Annotated in this window: 14 protein-coding genes; 1 reads left to right on the forward strand and 13 read right to left on the reverse strand. The window is 42.3% G+C overall.

Going from position 1 to position 18,242, the window contains the following annotated elements; genetic code table 11:
• Positions 1 to 81: 81 nt before the first annotated feature.
• The gene (locus FPZ44_RS12160; RefSeq protein WP_261378300.1) at positions 82 to 705 is read left to right on the forward strand and encodes a helix-turn-helix domain-containing protein; all 624 of its coding nucleotides are present in this window, start codon (positions 82 to 84) and stop codon (positions 703 to 705) included.
• 217 nt (positions 706 to 922) lie between these two features.
• On the opposite strand, the gene FPZ44_RS12165 is transcribed toward FPZ44_RS12160, so the two are convergent.
• From FPZ44_RS12165 to FPZ44_RS12225, 13 genes are all read right to left on the reverse strand, one after another.
• Positions 923 to 1,783 carry a polysaccharide deacetylase family protein gene (locus FPZ44_RS12165; RefSeq protein WP_144990532.1) on the reverse strand — a complete coding sequence of 287 codons (861 nt, stop codon included), beginning with the start codon at positions 1,781 to 1,783 and terminating at the stop codon, positions 923 to 925.
• A 182-nt stretch (positions 1,784 to 1,965) separates the two neighbouring features.
• On the reverse strand, positions 1,966 to 3,069 hold the full coding sequence (locus FPZ44_RS12170; protein WP_144990534.1) for a WD40 repeat domain-containing protein: 1,104 nt from the start codon (positions 3,067 to 3,069) through the stop codon (positions 1,966 to 1,968).
• Positions 3,066 to 4,529: a sensor histidine kinase gene (locus tag FPZ44_RS12175; protein ID WP_144990537.1), complete on the reverse strand. Its 1,464-nt coding sequence runs from the start codon at positions 4,527 to 4,529 to the stop codon at positions 3,066 to 3,068. Before FPZ44_RS12175 ends, FPZ44_RS12170 begins: the two co-directional genes overlap by 4 nt.
• 6 nt (positions 4,530 to 4,535) lie before the next feature.
• Complete coding sequence (locus FPZ44_RS12180; RefSeq protein ID WP_144990539.1) at positions 4,536 to 5,234, reverse strand: response regulator transcription factor; 699 nt, start codon at positions 5,232 to 5,234, stop codon at positions 4,536 to 4,538.
• A 313-nt stretch (positions 5,235 to 5,547) separates the two neighbouring features.
• A complete protein-coding gene (locus tag FPZ44_RS12185) occupies positions 5,548 to 6,765 on the reverse strand; it encodes a DUF418 domain-containing protein (protein ID WP_186786032.1) in 1,218 nt (405 codons plus the stop codon).
• A gap of 266 nt (positions 6,766 to 7,031) precedes the next feature.
• Positions 7,032 to 8,858, reverse strand: a complete 1,827-nt coding sequence (locus tag FPZ44_RS12190; RefSeq protein ID WP_144990541.1) for an IucA/IucC family protein — start codon at positions 8,856 to 8,858, stop codon at positions 7,032 to 7,034.
• A gap of 1 nt (position 8,859) precedes the next feature.
• Positions 8,860 to 10,065: a type III PLP-dependent enzyme gene (locus tag FPZ44_RS12195; RefSeq protein ID WP_144990543.1), complete on the reverse strand. Its 1,206-nt coding sequence runs from the start codon at positions 10,063 to 10,065 to the stop codon at positions 8,860 to 8,862.
• Positions 10,062 to 10,841, reverse strand: coding sequence for an HpcH/HpaI aldolase family protein (locus FPZ44_RS12200; protein ID WP_144990545.1), 780 nt, complete (start codon positions 10,839 to 10,841; stop codon positions 10,062 to 10,064). Before FPZ44_RS12200 ends, FPZ44_RS12195 begins: the two co-directional genes overlap by 4 nt.
• The gene (locus FPZ44_RS12205; protein ID WP_261378301.1) at positions 10,838 to 12,625 is read right to left on the reverse strand and encodes an IucA/IucC family protein; all 1,788 of its coding nucleotides are present in this window, start codon (positions 12,623 to 12,625) and stop codon (positions 10,838 to 10,840) included. Before FPZ44_RS12205 ends, FPZ44_RS12200 begins: the two co-directional genes overlap by 4 nt.
• A complete protein-coding gene (locus FPZ44_RS12210) occupies positions 12,591 to 14,279 on the reverse strand; it encodes an IucA/IucC family protein (RefSeq protein ID WP_261378385.1) in 1,689 nt (562 codons plus the stop codon). The genes FPZ44_RS12205 and FPZ44_RS12210 overlap by 35 nt, the downstream gene beginning before the upstream one ends.
• Positions 14,257 to 15,690, reverse strand: coding sequence for an MFS transporter (locus FPZ44_RS12215; protein ID WP_144990549.1), 1,434 nt, complete (start codon positions 15,688 to 15,690; stop codon positions 14,257 to 14,259). Before FPZ44_RS12215 ends, FPZ44_RS12210 begins: the two co-directional genes overlap by 23 nt.
• Complete coding sequence (locus tag FPZ44_RS12220; protein WP_144990551.1) at positions 15,684 to 17,042, reverse strand: diaminobutyrate--2-oxoglutarate transaminase; 1,359 nt, start codon at positions 17,040 to 17,042, stop codon at positions 15,684 to 15,686. The genes FPZ44_RS12215 and FPZ44_RS12220 overlap by 7 nt, the downstream gene beginning before the upstream one ends.
• A 39-nt stretch (positions 17,043 to 17,081) precedes the next feature.
• On the reverse strand, positions 17,082 to 18,077 hold the full coding sequence (locus FPZ44_RS12225) for an ATP-grasp domain-containing protein (protein WP_144990553.1): 996 nt from the start codon (positions 18,075 to 18,077) through the stop codon (positions 17,082 to 17,084).
• Positions 18,078 to 18,242: the final 165 nt, after the last annotated feature.

Below are 18,242 nucleotides of genomic sequence, written 5' to 3' on the forward strand. Positions count from 1 at the left end.
AGCCCTTCGACAGACTGGCTCACCACGCCGCAAGAAGCAGGCCAACAAGCAGTCTCTTCTTCCGGATAAGGAGGCTCTTTATTGAATCATTTTCGTAATCTGCAAGATATGGAGCTAGCTAAAATGCTGCTAGATCCACGCAAGCTGGCTATTTTACGAATTGCCAAGAACGAACCGGTTACCGTTAAGCAAATGGCAGAGCAACTACAAGAGAAACCATCCCGCCTGTATTACCACGTCAATAAACTAGAAGAACACGGCCTACTCCAGCTAGTCGAAACCAAACAACAAGGAAATTTAATTGAAAAGTATTATCTCACCGATAATACACACAGAGGAAGCTATACGCTAGATCGTTCCATGGCCGCGGCTAATTCTGATTTTATTCTTCAAGAACTACTGCGACTCATTCAGCAAGGCATTGATGTTGTAGACGTAAATTTACGTAAAGGCGATACGCAGCAGCGAAGTTTAGCACAAGTCAATATCGCACACAGCTCGTTAAACCCACGTGAATGGGCCGAAAAAATGCACAATGTCGCGCAAGCGCTTTCTACAGCTCAGACGAAAGTACCTTTTAATCTAGCAGAAGCGAAGCTAGGAGCGTATGAGAGCCAAAAGGAGCAAGACGAATATGTTCATGTGCTGCTTTCCTATCGATTGAAAGATGTTCCTAATCAATCCGCTAGCGAAGAAGAGGAATGATCATTTGAATCTCACACATCATCGATAGAATTCACTGGTTACGCAACGAACATAGCAAAGGCTGCACTCAACCCATGTACGTGGAAGAAGTGCAGCCTTTGTTTATATGTACAAGGTGTTATATCCCTTTTATTGTAATACAGAAGAAAGAGCCGCAAGCGCGACTCAATTAGATGTATATTATGTTCTTACAAAGCGGTTCATATCTATTGGGCACCTACAATCTCTCATCTTTGGCGAAATTACTTACATAGTGGTTATTTGGATCATATACTTCAAATTCATAGCCTTGCGCTTTTACTTCATCAATAATGTTCTGCAACTGATCAAGGGTCTGTTTACGGTCGTGCATAAGTATGACTTCGGTTTGTTCTGTCAAAGCACCTGTTACCTCTTGTACAATGGCTGATGGGTTACTTTCGTATTTCCAATCGAGTGAATCGATCGTCCAGTCCCACATCTTAAATCCCGCTTCCGCTATGTCGCCACGAAACGATTCATTAATTTGCGGTGAGCTGCCGTATGGAGCACGAATTAGTGTCGGTTTAATGCCTGTTACTTCTTCCACAATGCTCTGTGCTTCTGTAAACTCATCAATAAAATTGCTGCTGCCACCACTCTTATACAACTTATCATAATTGTGCGACATGCTATGAAGTGCTGGATAATGTCCTTCCTCGCTCATCCGTTTTACGATATCGCGTCTGGCTAAGACATTGTTGCCTAACATAAAGAATGTAGCTTTAACGTTATTTGCTTTCAACACATCTAATATATCGTCTGTATATTTGTTAGGTCCGTCATCGAATGTCAAATAGGCAACTTTGCGATTTTCCCTATTCTGCGTAGGAGGAGCTTCTTTCCCACTCATACTCGGTGCCACATCTGTTATGACATGTGATACTTGTGGCAGTTGCTCGGCTTGAATGTGACTATTCGTTCCTAGTAAAAGTTGTCCAGCAGTATATATACCAATACCAATCATCACGATAATAAATAGTAGTGCCGTACACCCAATCAATTTCTTCTTGTTTAATTTACGTCGTCGATGACCCGACACATTGCTTCTTCTCTCCATGTTACCTAACACTTCCTTTACTAAACTTCTTGTGCTCTTCTCTACTACAATATAATGGTTAGATGTAGCCAAAGTTTGATAGAGATGTAAACAAGTTGTCACACCGAATGGATGGTTTTGATAACAAAAACAACCTTATCCGGATGATGATCCGAAATAAGGTTGTTTGGAGTGAATGGTGGCTATTCAAATTCTAAAATAAAAGACTGCTCTTCCGTGGAATTGCTTTGCCCCTGTATTAATAGTTTTTTATTGTCGAGGCTCCAGTACATATTTGTCGGCACAATTCCATGGTAAACAGGCCCATTAGACAAAACATTTCTTCCCTGCAATGTTCCAACATAAATGATATTTTCATCATACAAAGAGTAAGCGATTTTCTTTTTGTCGTGAGAAAGTTTAAATGAAGACACTCTCTCCAAAATCACGGAGAGTGCGCCGTTTCGCCGATCATATTCGTATAATGTTCCATCATATCCAAGGAATACAAACTGATCGCTACTAATCCATGCACTCTGCTCTCCTGCGGACGGACGAGTGAACTGTTTCTCCATTTTGTTATGAGATATTTCTCCCAATAGAAGCGTTCTCTTTCCACTTTGATCAGGCAACATGGTAAACAGTACGCTGCGGCCATCATCTGAAACATGAATACTTATCGGTGAATTTCCTTCAGTCATATCCTTTAATTCAACTATTTTGGAAGTTCGAGACTCCATATCATATAGTCGGAGACTGTCTTTCTCCCCTCCAGAAGGATCTATCGTTAAGTACCCTAGGTACCTACTATTATTAGACCAAGAAATATCTTGCACAAATATGCGGTTACTGAATTTGGCTATCTCCGTTTCTTTTCCGTCCTCCAATGAAAGTAACTTCAAACTGTCACCCGAAACAGACGAGGATCTCATTGCGAGATATTTACCATCCGGAGAAAGAATTATTTGAGAGTCATCCATTTTTATCTTGGACATGATCTGGCTTTGCTCAAACGGATAGGTCAATCGTTTCAACTGTAGACCTTCTGATACACTTTCTGTCTTGAACGAAGCAATGACCGAATCAGATGAAGACCAGCCTAACAATTGTCCGGAGCTTGTAAATTCATATGGGAGCCGATAAATATTTTTGACTTGAAATGGACTAGAGGTCTGACCCACAATATTTATTTCCTCTTTGCTAGGCATAATAATCGTTTCTGTTTGTGGTCCTGCACTACATCCTGACAGCAGCGTAACTAACAAAGATAGAATCCCTGACCATACTATTAAATTTCTATTAGTCATAAGCTCTTCTCCACTTCCATCGTTTTCACACAGTCAAATTCCACAGTAACAATCGTAAGTTCATGTTGACTAACCATGGAAATCGTACCCTTACATTCATCAACAATGGATTTGACAATACTTAGTCCAAGCCCTATGCTGCCCTTCTCCAAGTCCTTTGAGTGAGCTAAATAGAAGGGTTGGAAAAGTCTGGAAAGTTGATCAGCCTCGATCGGATCGCTTGGGTTTTCAAAAATAAAGCGAATTTTCCCGTCAACATGGAGTCCCTTCACTGTGATTGTCGAGAAATTTAAACTGTATTTGATAGCATTATCAAGCAAGTTAATAAAGAGTTGACGCATCCTATCGCCTTGAGCGAATACGATTAATTGTTGATCAATGTCATACGTTAACTTTTTTCGGTATCGTTGAGCGCGAATAGTCATCGATTCACAAACATCCTGAAGGATAAGTCCAGCATCGACTTTGTCTAATTCACTTTTCGTGACATTGTTACGTGAAGCCTCAAGTAATTTCAATACCATCGCATGCAGGCGCCTGCTTTCTTCGATGATATGATTGATACCCTTATCAAAAAAGATTCGGTCACTCTCACCGTTTGCTTGAATTAATTCGGCATATCCGAGAATCGAGGTTAATGGCGTCTTGAGTTCATGGGTAATATTATCGAAGAAAAGTTTCTCCTTCTTATGGAGCTCCTCGAGATAATCTCGGTCCTTTTTGATAATGTTGATTTGTCCGCTGATTTGATCGATCATGTCGTTAAAATTGTCAGCTAACCGACCGATTTCATCCTTTCTTTTAAACTGGATACGAACCTCCAAATTACCGTTTTTCACCTCGTTGGAAGCCCGAGTAAGTTTGCCAAGCGGGAGCGTGATGTGTCTTGAAAGAATATACGAAAACAAAAAGGCCGCCGCGAAAATCGCAAGCGTAATATATAGAATGATTTCTAAGATTTTTCCACTTTGCTGATAAAGCAGGCTAAAATCTTTATAAAAGCGTAATATACCAACTTTTGATCCATCAATGACAACGGGATAAGAAAATAGGACAGAAGTTTTATCATCATCATAAGTAATACTGTAGGCTGTCTTTCCATGAATCGCCTCTTGTAAATCATTTTTATTCGACTGTGTGAACTTGGACTTGTCCGAAGCATATAGTAATTCCCCATCGACTGTATAAACGCCGACGATACTACCCGTGGCATGATTCAGGGTGTTTCCCATTTCTTCAGCCATTTCGCCAAAGTATAGTTCATCACTCGTGAAATGATTAATTAGGAACGCTTGACGTACGTACACGTTGCTGTTGCTTTTCAATCCCTCTAATTCTGATGTAATGATACTTTGATTATTTGTCCGAATGAGCTCCTTAACGGTGTGATTAAGCACAAGAAAAGAAACAGAAAAAATGAGGATAAATCCAACAAGAAATTTAATACTGATTTTATGCATCTTTACTTACCCACCCGTTTTTTTGAACTTGTATCCAATTCCAAATACAGTAATAATGAATTCGGAAGCATCCAGCTTTTTACGGAGTCTTTGTATGTGTGTATCAACGGTACGCGTGTCTCCTGCAAAATGGTATCCCCATACGATATCGAGCAACTCCGAGCGAGTAAAGGTTTTTCCTTGGTACCTAATCAATATCATGAGCAAATCAAATTCTTTAGGCGTTAATTCAACGGCTTGCTTGTTTTTTTGGACGAGTCGTTCATCTGCATAAATTTCAATATCTTGAAAACAAATGACGTCTTTTTGTACCTCGTCTATATGACCACTGTTTGCTTGGTCAACTCGTCGAAGAATCGTTCGGATACGTGCAAGCACTTCACGAAGATCAAAAGGCTTGGTAATATAATCATCCGCACCGAATTCAAGACCTAGCACTTTGTCTGTTATATCTGATTTCGCCGTAATCATAAAGATCGGAATGTTGTATTCTGCGGTTACCTTCTTGCAAATATCCAGGCCGCTATAGTCAGGCAGCATCCAATCAAGCAACAATAAATCAGGCTGAAACAATTGGAGTTCTCTCATTCCAGCTGCTCCATTTGTCGCGACACGCGTTATAAATCCTTCTTTTGAAAGTCCGTATGCAAGTAGATCCGCAATCGGAGTATCGTCTTCGATAATGAGAATTTTTGCGTTATTCATAGTAGCTCCTATCTCTTTTCTTGTACGAATTCTTATACGAATGCGTGATATATTCCATGATACTAGTACTAATGTTAAAGATTTGTCTATCTATATGCAATTCCAATGGATGGCAGTGGGTGGAGTGTCCCGCACCGTAAACTCTTCTACCTATTGCCTTCGATGAACAGCAAAGAGGAGCTGTCCATTCGCAGCTCCTCACAATCGAATCCACTTCACGTGGAGGTCCGTGGAGAAAAGTATTGCAAGTGCCCCACAAGTATAAGGAAGAGTGTCTTCCTGTAAAGTTTTTAGCCCCGGCGAGGACAACCTTCTATTTGGAGGCTTGTACTGTTCGAGAGACGCTGAATATCTGGTCAAAATGTCGCATCAATGACTCAAGTGGGCCATTGGGCAGCCGTGCGATCACCCAACCAATCGCTAGCGTTGCCACCACAATGAGCAGGTCACTGAAAGGTACTCCCTCAAGTCCATTTTCGATCCCTGCGTGTCCGAGAGACCACTTCACGATGAACTGTGCCGCATACATTGTCAACGCCACTCGTCCAACTGCTGCGAAAGGCATTAGCACGGAAGAAATGTTCTTCGGCACGAGGCATATCAATCCCAGTACCAGAAGTGCGAACCCCAGCCCAATCAGCGTTTGAAATGTCGTCGCAGTGTGCGGAGCTGCATAGAGAAGCATGTGCCACAGCGGTGGTTCCGTGTTAAGCGGCCAAATGGCATACAGGTCAGGCGGCTGGTAGCCGGTAGTTCCGGCACCTTGAATACGAACGAGCCACGCCTCAAAGGAAGGTCGTAGTTCAGGAAGAACGAAAGCGTCCAGTGCCTTACCACTTACGAACATGACAACACCACCGACCGCAAGCGAGAATGCAGTACGTATCTTGGTGAGATCAAGGCGCCCGATCGCCATACCTGCGACGAAAGCAGGGGCAAGTGCGAGAGCAGACATTGGGCCGCCCGCAATATCAGCAAGAAGGTACGCTTCGGATAGGAGACTCATGCCAAGAATCATCAACGGTGGGGCTATTACGGTCAAAGCGACTGCTGTCGTGACAAGCACACGTGTTGAACGATTAACCAGAATCAGTGCCAGCACGAATATTGCCGCATAGGCAGGCAATATCACCCCAAACGAGGTATTAAGCATGATAAGCAAATACCCGATCACATCGATAAACACTGCGCGAGCAAGCATTTTTGCTCGGAACGAGGTCATCTCTGTTTCTCGATCCTTCAAGCGCTGCGCCATAATCGAGTAGGAAATCCCGCCACAGAGTACAAAGAGCAGCGTTGTGTTCCCAGAGACGATGTCTCCAATTCTCTCGTTTTGCCCGAAGTGCTGTAAATACATCCCTATGACTGCCAGCCCACGCGCTGCATCAAGCGCTGCAAGACGTCCCGATGATTTGCCTGCACCCTCATTAGTTTTCAGTCTATTATTTTGGGAAGACACTACATCTTCGATGGGTGCTCCCGTTCCATATTCACTGCCAGACTCGTCCAGCAGCTTGCTACTAACTGACAATTAGTATTCCTCCTCATAATGATTATTTCTTAGGTGTTTGTACCGTCTTCTTAGTTCACTATAGAGGGGAGATGTCGCTAAAGTTTGATCAAGATGTAAACGAAATGTCACAACGAGGAACGTCGCTTCAATGTTTATCTATTTAAGAGCTATCAATATAGTATAAAAGCCCTGATTCTTATTTCGAATCAGGGCTTCCTTGCATAATATGAAATAGGAATAATAAGAACTGCATTTCTCCTTTATTCAGAAACCACACCTTTAGGTCATTTATAAAAAGGATTAAACCCTATTCCTTTGCCAGACGGCATCGCACCAGGTACACCATCCGCTTCAAGCAGCGGGCGAATAATTAATTTTGCAGGCCACACCTTATTTTCGAACAACTCGTATTGTAATACGTCCCTATCTGCTTCAGGAATGTCGATGATTTGCAAGGCATCCTTCAACTTCGCTTCGGTAATTTCCCAGAACGTGCTTACTGGAATCTGATAAGATTCTGATAATGCCTCTATAATGGAGGCAAGATTGACTTGCGTACCCAAGGATTGAACATAGAATATCAATTTCTCCAACGTTTCATTGTACAAGCTATTTGAATAGCCCGGTCGAATATGATAACGCGGATCTTCAATGCCATGCTTATCTAGATATGGCTGGTGTAAGCGTACAGAATCATGATCACGGAATAGCAGCCCGCTTACTTTATTGTCCTTAAGAACGACACAGCAATTTTGACCGTGAATCTCAGGAACGATGCCAACTTTAAACAATCTCATCACAATATCGTAGAACGTGGCAGCCAATTCCGAATAGAATTGGATGACTTCTTCTTTCGATATGCTTCCCCCTGCGATTTCCGTCAAGAAATGCTGAGCTGGCAATACGACGCCTAACGATGACATCGGAAGAAACTTATAGCTATCATCCAATAACTGCTGCGGATAGATTCTAACTTGTGCCGCCAAATGACGAGGATGATCGTCGAACAGTCCCATCGATGCTGGCATATACCCCCACCAATTGTTCTCCTCACATAAAAACACTTTATGTGCAAGTGTCTCGTCACAGGCTAACGCTTGACGGAACATTTTTTCTCCTACAATTCCGTTCAACAGCTTCACAACAGGCAAATATCTAGCAGCCCCTAGCGATAATACACTAATCGGGAGCTTGACCATTTTCGTAGATGCAGTCGTTGAAGTTAGCGAACGAACAGAAGATGTCGCGAAGAAATCACCTATTTGTGTATCCAGCACGATAATCGTTTTGTCCTCTATTTCCTGCTTAAAGTTGGGCAAAATGATGTGCTGCAGCTGCCATGTATGAACAGGGATAATCGTATATTGCTCTTTCGAAATCGCTTTCTTGTCTAACTCTTGATCGATCATCGCCTTCTGCTCATCGTGCAGCACATCATAGGGCTCCACTCTATCAACATCTACGGCATCCGCATAACCATTTACAACCGATTCATTATGGATAGCCACCCAATGCAATGCCGTCTTCTTCCCAAACTCAGCCATGTAGTTCTGATAATCCTCTGTCGTAAAGCCGATTTTGGCCTTCGACAATGGATGAAACGGGCGATCTCGCAAAGAAGCAATCATCTCGCCCTTCACATACCATTCATAGGCTGAGCTAGGGGTAAAGGACAGAGCATCCCCAGCCTGCTCCAAGCTTGTATGTAATTGTTGAATCGCGATATCCAGTCCAGCCAAAAACTCCGATACGCCTGGATGAGCATAAGCTTCCTCAGACAGCGAGTGACGCAGTACCATTTGAGCCACTTTAATAGGAGAGCTGATCTCTACCCATTTCTCATCCTCATTTTTATAAATAGGCGAACCCGCTACCCATTGATACCCTTGCTTGTAGCACTTTTCTATCAGGAACACAATGTTTCCTACGTACACAGAAGTTCCTTCATACATAGGGAACAGCTGCTGCCATTCATTCGATGCAGCCGATAATGAGATCGTCGTGCGATCATCTAGCTGAAAAAATTGCTCGGCTAGAAATGCATCCATTACATCTTTCATAATTCGCTGCACAGCAGTTTGGCTTTGCGATAGCGTTAAGGTTGTATTCATCCTAATTTCCTTCCGTTATATAATAAAATTTCGGATGTGGATGTCCTAAAAAATCATGATGGGAAATCGTCCAACAATAAGCGCCTGACTTCTCGAACAAGAGCACATCCCCCACACGTAAACACTCCAGTTCGGCGTTCGCATATAGTTGATCTTTCGGCGTACACAGCTCCCCCACAACGGTAGCTTGTCCATTGATTAATTCCGGTCGCGCAAATGGATACACCCATCTATCAATCGGAACGATACGGAACGGATGATTATGTCCCCAAGACGCAGGCAAGCGGTTATGATGCGTTCCGCCTCTTAATACCGCGAACCATTGATCCTGCGACTGTTTCATATCTACCACTTCTGCAGCATAGTAGCCATAATCGGCAACGATAAATCTGCCTGGCTCGAAGAACAGCTGTGTTTTACCCAAAGCCTGCAACGCTTCGTTCTGAGCCAATAACGATGTAAACAACTGCCAATCGAAGCTAGGCGTACCATCATAAGTAACACCAAATCCGCCACCCGCATTGATAACTTCAACATGTAAACTATACAACCGCTCCCATTCTTTTACGGTCTGCACATAAAACTGAACCATGTCCACATGCAGCTCAGCATGCAAATTGTTCGATAGAGAATGGAAATGGAACCCGCTAAGTTGAACATGCGTATTCTCAACGTCTCTCAATATAGAGATGGCTTCTTCAAGCAGCTGCTCATCCAATCCAAACTGAGTTGGGCGCCCACCCATCGAAATTTTCGTTTTCGGCAACGAGTTCGTTCTTACATTAATACGTAATAAAATCTGCGTTGGACGATCCCATTTCTTCGCTAACAGGATGATTTTGCGCAGCTCTAACAAACTTTCAACATGCAAATACGTCACGTTCTGCTTGATCGCCATCTCAAGCTCATAGTCTTTCTTCCCAGGTCCACCGAATAAAATAGGAACATCCGCGGAAACCCCTCTTACTTTCAGCATCTCACCGATCGATGCTACTTCAAAGCCTTTCACATAAGGCACTAATGCTTCAATAATTTTCGGATCGGGATTCGCTTTAATTGCATAAAATAAATTCGTTTGACTCGGCATCGTTTCCAGCATCTTTTTCACATGATTTTGGATGCCCTGCAAATCATAAATATACGCACAGACAGGCTCATCATTGTAAACATGCCATTCTGTGATCCATTTTTCAACAACCTGATTCATTGGCTCCCACCTGTCACCTGTCGATAGTCTTCACGCTTTGCTCTATAGGCTCGAAACGCTGTATTGCGGTCATCTCCTAGTACAAAAATGTTAACCCCGCGCTCAGCCCACTTCGCATGTTGTTCCATACTTCTAGAAACGAGAGCATAGGGTACGTTACAACGCTGGGATGTTTCATATAATTGCTCCAAACTTCGCTGCACTTCAGGATGATCCGTCTCCCAAGGCACGCCGAGAGATTGAGATAAATCCGCTGCTCCCTCTAGTACAAAGCTAACTTGCGGTATCGATAAGATAGCTTCACTCTCAGCAACGCCCACAGCGCTTTCTATCATCGGAATGATCATGACTTCCTCATTCGCTTCCTTGATATATTCGGTTAACGAATATTTTGCAAAAGCACCAGGCCGCCCACTGTTCAAACTTCTCATACCAATCGGGTGATAATAGGCGTAAGAAATAGCATGCTCGATCTGCTCTTTACTCTCCACGTGCGGAATAACAATTCCCTGTGCACCGCTATCGAGTACTTTTAATATTTCATTTCGATCCACTTTGGATATGCGCACGAGCGGCGTAATATCCAGTAATTCAGCCGCTCGAATCATATCCTCGATCGTTTCCATATTCGTTGACGCATGCTCATAATCAATAATGACAAAGTCGTACTCCGCATAGCCGATCAGCTCTATCACAATCGGATGCGGAATCGAGACAAATAATCCATATACGGATTCATTTCGATTTATTTTTTCTTTCAGCTTGTTTTTTCTCATGCTAAAATTCCTTTGGCTTGTAAGAGAGGGTTGTTCACTTTACGGAAGAACAGCTCACCATCACCATAAATACGGCGCTTCGTCATCTCTTCGATAAGACCATCTTCGGAAAATAGATTGAACAACTCAAATCGCTCATTATATTCAGGATGAGCTGCTTGATACGTTACAATCGTCTCTGTACAAGCACGCCAGAAGTCTTCTTCTTGCAAACCGAACTTCTCCAACGTGAAACAAATTTCCGTCATACAAATAAAGTAGAACGCATCAAACGTGTAATCTCTCACTTCAGCTACCGTTTCGGCTTGAAGGAACGAGTATCTGTTAAATTTACGATGGGTTTCCGGCTCCGGATGCAGCTGCGGCGCCCACTCTGGGTGTAGAAGATGCTTCGTCATATAACGAACACTATCATGCAAATCTTTAATCATGATTTTTACCGGCAAATTATTTTTCACGACTAATATAATATTTTGCGAATGTGATTCTAGTGCAATACCATGCGCGTATAACAGATGAATAATCGGAAGCGATACTACTTTAACTAGCGCCTCGCTCCACTTCTCGATCCCATGCTGCTCAATTGCGTCTTGAATGAAAGACTTACCGCTTTTTTGGATAAGCGTGATCGCATTTAACGGCCATGCCTCTTCGCCTTCTTCCAAATACGTGGAAACATTTTCGCGATATACGGCGCCGAGTGTCCCATAGGCCGAGCGATATTGGATTGCATTTAGCTTATCGTAGCGAACAGAAACACCGACTACTTCTCTTAAGAAGTGAAATCCTTCTCTTTGCAGCAGTTCATCATGTTGAATAATATGATGCAACCAGTCGCTGATCAGCGGCGCATTTTGTGTTGTATGATGGGCCAAAATACGACTCGTAGATGTGTTTATTAGACTCATAGCCAGCTTAATATAAGGTGCATCTGAACGGTCACGATGAGACATGGAACGAATCGATTGCTGCGCCCGATACATGCTGTTCGATGTCCCTAATAGCAACATATCTTTATCCATCAATTGCTGTACAAATAGGGATGGTGTGCGATGCTCCATTTGCCACGGATGCACGGGTATGAAAACATAACGCTTATCGCTTGAACCTTTCTCTTTCACGATTTGATTAAATCTATTTCTATCTTCATCTGTGAGATGAAGCCTGTACATTTCTTCTAGGGAGCTATCTTTAGATACAGCGACATCTGCAAGTTGATCACTTACCGCAATCCACTGCAAAGCAATGTCTTGATTAAACTCTGGACCATACAAATAATTATCCTCTAGAGAGAAGCCGATTCTAGATTTGTAGCTCGGATGATAGGGATGTCCATCAGCCATATGACTTTCCAATGTTTCATAATGCATGTCCGCTGCTGGAATTTCGTCCGCTTGATACACCTTGGACTGATTATCCTTGGCTAACGTCTCCAACAATTCATCGATAAATTGATTTTTAAGCACACCGTCCAAATTATTTTGAATCACTTCTTCCAAAAATACATAAATATTTGTACACGGTTCGCCTTCTCTTTTTATCGAGTGCTTATCTATTTTCACCCTACCAAAAGACCATTTTTCATCCGCTTCGCATGAATAGTGCACAAGCTTGCCTTCCGCGCTCTTGCCCGTAAAGGTCCATACTCGGTTATTTTTCTCCACGTTAATGATGCCTTCAAATAGCATCGCTTCCATCGTCTGGCGCATAATTCTTTCTTTTACTTCATCAAAACATACAGCCTCAGACTTATTCCACTGACTTGCTTGACTTGCTTGACTCACTTGTTCCACTCCCCATTTTGTTCATGATGTTAGTAACAAGAACATAAGAAGGTGTCTCACTAACTCCAGCAAGACAGCTCATCATATTTCGTTTCGCATAGAATCCTTCCGCCTCTAACAGATGCAGAATGTACTCATTATGATGATGTTTTACTTCATCCGTAAGAACATCACGCACAATGGTCCAGAAATATTCCTCTGTTGCTTGTGCGCTCTTTGCAAGTGCATGAATCAATGAACCTAAGTGATTCACGATAAAATAATAGGAAGTACGCGCCCATGCCTTTTCTTTTTCATAAAACAGCAGGCCTGTTTTATCGATGGTATCCGCCACTTTCTCTTGATTCACGCTCACACCTTCCAAATCTCGAATAATGAAGGTATGCGGCATGCCATTCTTAATCGTTAACAAGCAATTTTGTGAATGGGCTTCAAAATGAATACCCTTTTCCTCCGCTACGCGAACGATAGACAGAAGAGATATTTCTAAATAACGTCTAAACCATTGCTCAAGCTGAGTGCCATCGATGAGTGAAAATAATCGTGCTGGCTCTCCCAACGCAGGTGATTCAATCAAGCTGGACATAACAAACGTTGACGTTACGTCAAACTCGATCGGACGATAGGCAATCGTAAATAGCTTTGTAACTTCATCATCCTCAAATTGACACGTACAAACGCCTTCTTCATAAGAGATTTCGGTATGTGGATGAGAATCAAAGCAATTGTGCTGCAGCAAATAGTTGGATGCGTCCAACGTTCTGCGCATTTGTTCTTTATTGTTGTTTCTCATCATATTGGTAATTTGGATATCCAAGGACAATTTGATGTTGCATTTCATATCGGGAACATATACCGTCCGTACCGAAGAAGTCGGATATGCGATAGGCCCAAGACTCCCTAAGAGAATGATGTTTTCTTGCGCGATATAGTCTCTTACTGCTTTCACGGTCTGCACATGCTTATATTGCCAAGGATGAATCGGCAAAATTTCATACTCATCACGTTTAGATGCAAGTACCGATAGAGCATGCTCTTCAACACTTTCGTGTAATTTTGTTTGTCTACCTTGGGAAACCCACTCTTCTTGAAATACGGTTTTCTTAACAGCCAAATAGCATAACGGGAATGAAGGTTGAAGCTCAGGACAATACATGCTTACTTCATCTTCCGTAAAGCCCCTTGTGTTTTTAGGAAACGGGTGAAAGGGATGCCCATACAATAAAGATTGTTCTGATGATAAATAATTACTAATTGGAGCGTGTGCGGATTGTTTCAGATATAAGGCTAAGTTACGATAGCTATTATCAACTCTGTTTGTAAAACTTTGTACCGTCTTGTCGGTTACGAGTGAATCCTGCTGCTGCAGCTCTTTCACAATCCATTGGACGAGTTCAGCGCAATGGATTTCCCGCTCCTCTTGTATATACATGCTCTTATAATCATGCTCCCCAATGGCTGAATAAAAAGAGAACATGCCTGACAAAGTCACTCCACTAGTTGGGAAATAAAGTGTAAAGTTCCTGCCTTCCGAATCAACGGACAATAAATTGCGGTTCTCTTGACAGAACTCTCGAATATAGCAATTCAACAATGTCTTGCATGTATGGAAATTAGCTAGTTCTTGACGATTAGACAGTTGACTTGTTTTCACTTCCAACAACTATGTCTACCTTCTTCCTATTTATGAATAAAATAAGTGGCAAGGTGATTAACATGAGACTACCCAGTACGAAACACTCTTCTTTGAGGGCAAGCCACTTGGCATATTCAATAGATTCACCAGATTGAACTAACGACTGCCACCGAACATCGTAGTATACAGCTAATAACATGACTGTAAAGGATGAAAGTAAGCGTTCAATCGTGCTCGATAATGCAGAGCCTTCGTGCATATCTTCTTCTGGTAATGAGTTGAGTCCGATGGTCGTAACCGTCATATCAGACAGCCCCATTCCAATCCCCCGCAATGCCATGAAGAAAACGATGACGATAATAGAAATGCTCGGTGGTAAAAAAACGAACGCCATAATAGAAATGACAATGAATCCAACGCCAACAACGATAAAATTCAATGATTTCCCTGAATCCATCCATTTTCCGCCAACCCAAACGAATAAACTCGTACAAATCGCAGTCGGGATAAACATGGCTCCGATAACTGACGCAGATAAGCTAAATACTTCTTGAAATAACAGTGGAAGCACGAAGATCGCACCAAACATGACGCTATCCTGTATGACTGAAATGATAACGACGGTTCTAAAAATCGGATTGCGACGCAAAAGCTTATAACGAATAATCGGTTCTTCTCTCGTATTTTCCTTTTGGATAAAGCGAATCAATGTCATAACACCTAATCCAAACAATATATACACGATCCACATAGGAACAGTGGGGTTTGATAGGAGTTGAATACCTAAACTGAGCAATGCAATGCTCATAACGAGCAGCATAATGCCTTCCCTATGAATGGACTTTCGACGAGCTGGTTGATATGGTTTGATTTGGACAGCGCACATGACGATGGAAAAAAGTGCAAATGGAACATTGATCCAGAATAAATGGCGCAGTTCTCCTACTTCCATAATGATGCCGCCTAATGTCGGGCCAATTGCAGGTGCGATCATCAGCAGCATGCCCCATATTCCAGTCACTCTGCCACGCGATTCTTTACCATAACAATCAAATAACAAGACCAATGACAATGGAATCATTAACCCTGCTGATATCCCATGGATGAAGCGGACCAACATCACAATTTCCACATAGGAATAGAACAAACCACCTATGATCGAGAAAGAACCATATAGGCCAATTCCTAACATATACGTACGCTTTCTGCCTAGACGATCAACGACAAGCGAGGTAAGAGGCATTGTAATGGTCATTGCCAACATATAAAGCGCGATTATCCATCCACCAAGCGAGGTTGAAATACCATACATACTCACGAAATTAGGAAGTAAGATGTTAAATGCACTATTCGTAAGAACTAATGAAAACGCACCTGTAAAAATAGAAAATAAAACAGAATGCTTTTTCAAGTAGCTTGGAATTAACATGGATTAGCCATTAGCTCAACTGCTTCTTTGACTGATTTTTCAAAAATAGCTAATACTTTAGCTGCTTCAAGTGCGGTAATAGTAAGCGGTGGTAAAAAACGAAGTACGGCAGAACGACGTCCCCCTACTTCGATAATGAGGCCATTGTTAAAGCATCTTTCTTGAATACGTGCCGTTAATTCACCGAATTGTGGATAGTGACCTAGCTGATCTTTCCGGCCGTTTGGATTCACAATTTCGACCCCGATCATCAAGCCTCTGCCACGAACATCTCCGATGACTTCGTATTTATTTTTCAAGCCATTGAGGAATTCAAAAAATTGTTTGCTGCGTTCTTTTACATTTTCAAGCACATCATTTTCTTTTATATATTTCAAAGTAGCAAGTCCTGTTGCCATGCCCATTTGGTTGCCGCGGAATGTTCCTGTATGAGCGCCTGGATTCCACTTGTCCAATTCCTCTTTATAGATTACAACAGACATCGGCAAGCTGCCGCCAATTGCTTTTGAACAAACGATAACATCTGGAACAATGCCAGCATGTTCAAATGAGAACATTTTACCCGTTCTTCCGATTCCCGACTGTACCTCATCAATAATTAAAGGAATTCCTCGTTCCGCTGTGATGCGACGCAGCTCTTTCAACCATTGAATATTAGCGGGAACCGAGCCGCCTTCACCTTGAACCGTTTCGACGATGACACCACAAGGAGCAGCAATACCGCTTTCGCAATCATCTAGCAAATGTTCGATATAATGCGCGCTAATTTTAGCTGTCTGCTCTCCACCTACACCGAATGGGCATCGATATTCATATGGAAATGGAAGGAAATGAACATCTGGCAGCAAACTTTGCAAATGCTGCTTCTTGCTTAAGTTGCCGCTCATCGCCATCGTTGCTTGTGTAGAACCATGATAGCCGCCATCGAAAGCCAAGATCGATTTTCCTTTTGTCGCATTTTTGACAAGTTTAATAGCCGCTTCTACTCCATCTGCACCTGTCGGGCCACAGAATTGAATTTTTGAAGAATCTCTCAACTCTTCCGGCAAAATAGAGAAAATTTCTTGCATGAACTCTATTTTTAATGGAGTAGCCAAGTCTAGTGTATGAAGTGGCAGCTGCTGTTCCAATACATCCTTTATCGCTTCCGTAACGACTTCGTGATTATGCCCGAGTGCTAATGTACCTGCACCTGCAAGGCAATCATAGTATTCTTTGCCTTCTGTATCTGTAATGATCGTGCCTTTGGCTTTCTTAATAATGAGTGGAAATTTGCGTGGATACGATCTTGCATTGGATTCCTTTTCAGATTGAAGCTTATAGTATTCGTTCTCTACATTAGTTGTAATCATAATTGAATTCCCCTTTATACATGTATGTGAGTACGTTTATTAATCTTCAAACAAATATTCCAAGTAGGCTGTGTACACATCAATTGAAGATCCTTGAAAAGGAAGGAGATGAGTAGACATATCAGGCAGTGCGTTTACTTCGAGGATGCCCCCATTTTCATCAGTGATCGGGGCGGTTATATCTTGGCATCTTATATCAATACCAGCAACATCGATATTCAATGCTCGTGCGGCTTCAACTGCAATCTTCGCATTGGCCGCACAAATATCATTCGTTCGATTCATGTTGATCTCACTAATTTCGCCAGCCGGTATATTATCAATCGAGAACAGTTCTACACGCTCACCCTGTTCTACAACATATTGAATCGTTTTACCTTGTGCTCGTAAATTCGCATGCAATGCATTCGACTGAATGTTAATTGCAGGGAATGATTCGATTTCACACACCTCGTTCCGAATGATTCGAGCCTCATTGAGTTGATTGATTAGCTGTTCTATCGTAGATTGGCCATCTCCTTCAAGGCTTGCAAGCTCATATCCGATAACAGCGACTACTTTCCCTGCTATAACCAATACACGGTAGTCATTGCCTTCAACATATTTTTGAATCATAATTTTATCGCTATGCTGCTTCGCAAGCTGAATCGCATCTTCTAACTGCTCAACCGACTTAATTCCTAATGTAACGCCAATACTACAGCTGGCGTCTAACGGCTTAACGGTTACATTCCGATACGTATGAAGAAAATGTTCGGCTTCTTCGCACATGTGTGGAACTACGATATAAGCGGGTACAGGCAGGCCTGCTCTTTCCAACAACAGATTGGACGCCTCTTTATTTTTAGCCAAAAATCCTGACATCAATGGAAGCTTGTGCGATCTCGTTTTGTTAATAATAATGGTCTTGCCTCGGTATGTTAGCTCTAAAAAGTCTTCACAACCTGGTAGTAACAGCTTGCAATCTATTTGCATTTCTTTTGCTTTGCTCACGATTAATTTATTTTGTAAGTTTTGCACGATTTGCTGAGTCACTACAAATCCTCCCTAGACTAAGTATCGACGCTCGGCAGAATCCCACATTTTCTGCTCTCGTAGTCCTCCTCTCCTGTGGATCTAGATGCTGTACGATTAATCCTTTCCACTTTCAGTTACGTAGGCAGAGATATATGAAATGTTGAATTGATATGATAATGATAA

Source organism: Paenibacillus agilis, from assembly GCF_007786455.1.
Classification (GTDB): Bacteria; Bacillota; Bacilli; order Paenibacillales; family Paenibacillaceae; genus Paenibacillus_B; species Paenibacillus_B agilis.

Bases quoted from the DNA above. Each gene is read 5' to 3' on its own strand.
- FPZ44_RS12180 (WP_144990539.1), bottom strand. From the start codon at position 5,234: ATGAATAACGCAAAAATTCTCATTATCGAAGACGATACTCCGATTGCG.
- FPZ44_RS12200 (WP_144990545.1), bottom strand. From the start codon at position 10,841: ATGAGAAAAAACAAGCTGAAAGAAAAAATAAATCGAAATGAATCCGTA.
- FPZ44_RS12215 (WP_144990549.1), bottom strand. From the start codon at position 15,690: ATGTTAATTCCAAGCTACTTGAAAAAGCATTCTGTTTTATTTTCTATT.
- FPZ44_RS12220 (WP_144990551.1), bottom strand. From the start codon at position 17,042: ATGATTACAACTAATGTAGAGAACGAATACTATAAGCTTCAATCTGAA.
- FPZ44_RS12175 (WP_144990537.1), bottom strand. From the start codon at position 4,529: ATGCATAAAATCAGTATTAAATTTCTTGTTGGATTTATCCTCATTTTT.
- FPZ44_RS12165 (WP_144990532.1), bottom strand. From the start codon at position 1,783: ATGGAGAGAAGAAGCAATGTGTCGGGTCATCGACGACGTAAATTAAAC.
- FPZ44_RS12195 (WP_144990543.1), bottom strand. From the start codon at position 10,065: ATGAATCAGGTTGTTGAAAAATGGATCACAGAATGGCATGTTTACAAT.
- FPZ44_RS12170 (WP_144990534.1), bottom strand. From the start codon at position 3,069: ATGACTAATAGAAATTTAATAGTATGGTCAGGGATTCTATCTTTGTTA.
- FPZ44_RS12190 (WP_144990541.1), bottom strand. From the start codon at position 8,858: ATGAATACAACCTTAACGCTATCGCAAAGCCAAACTGCTGTGCAGCGA.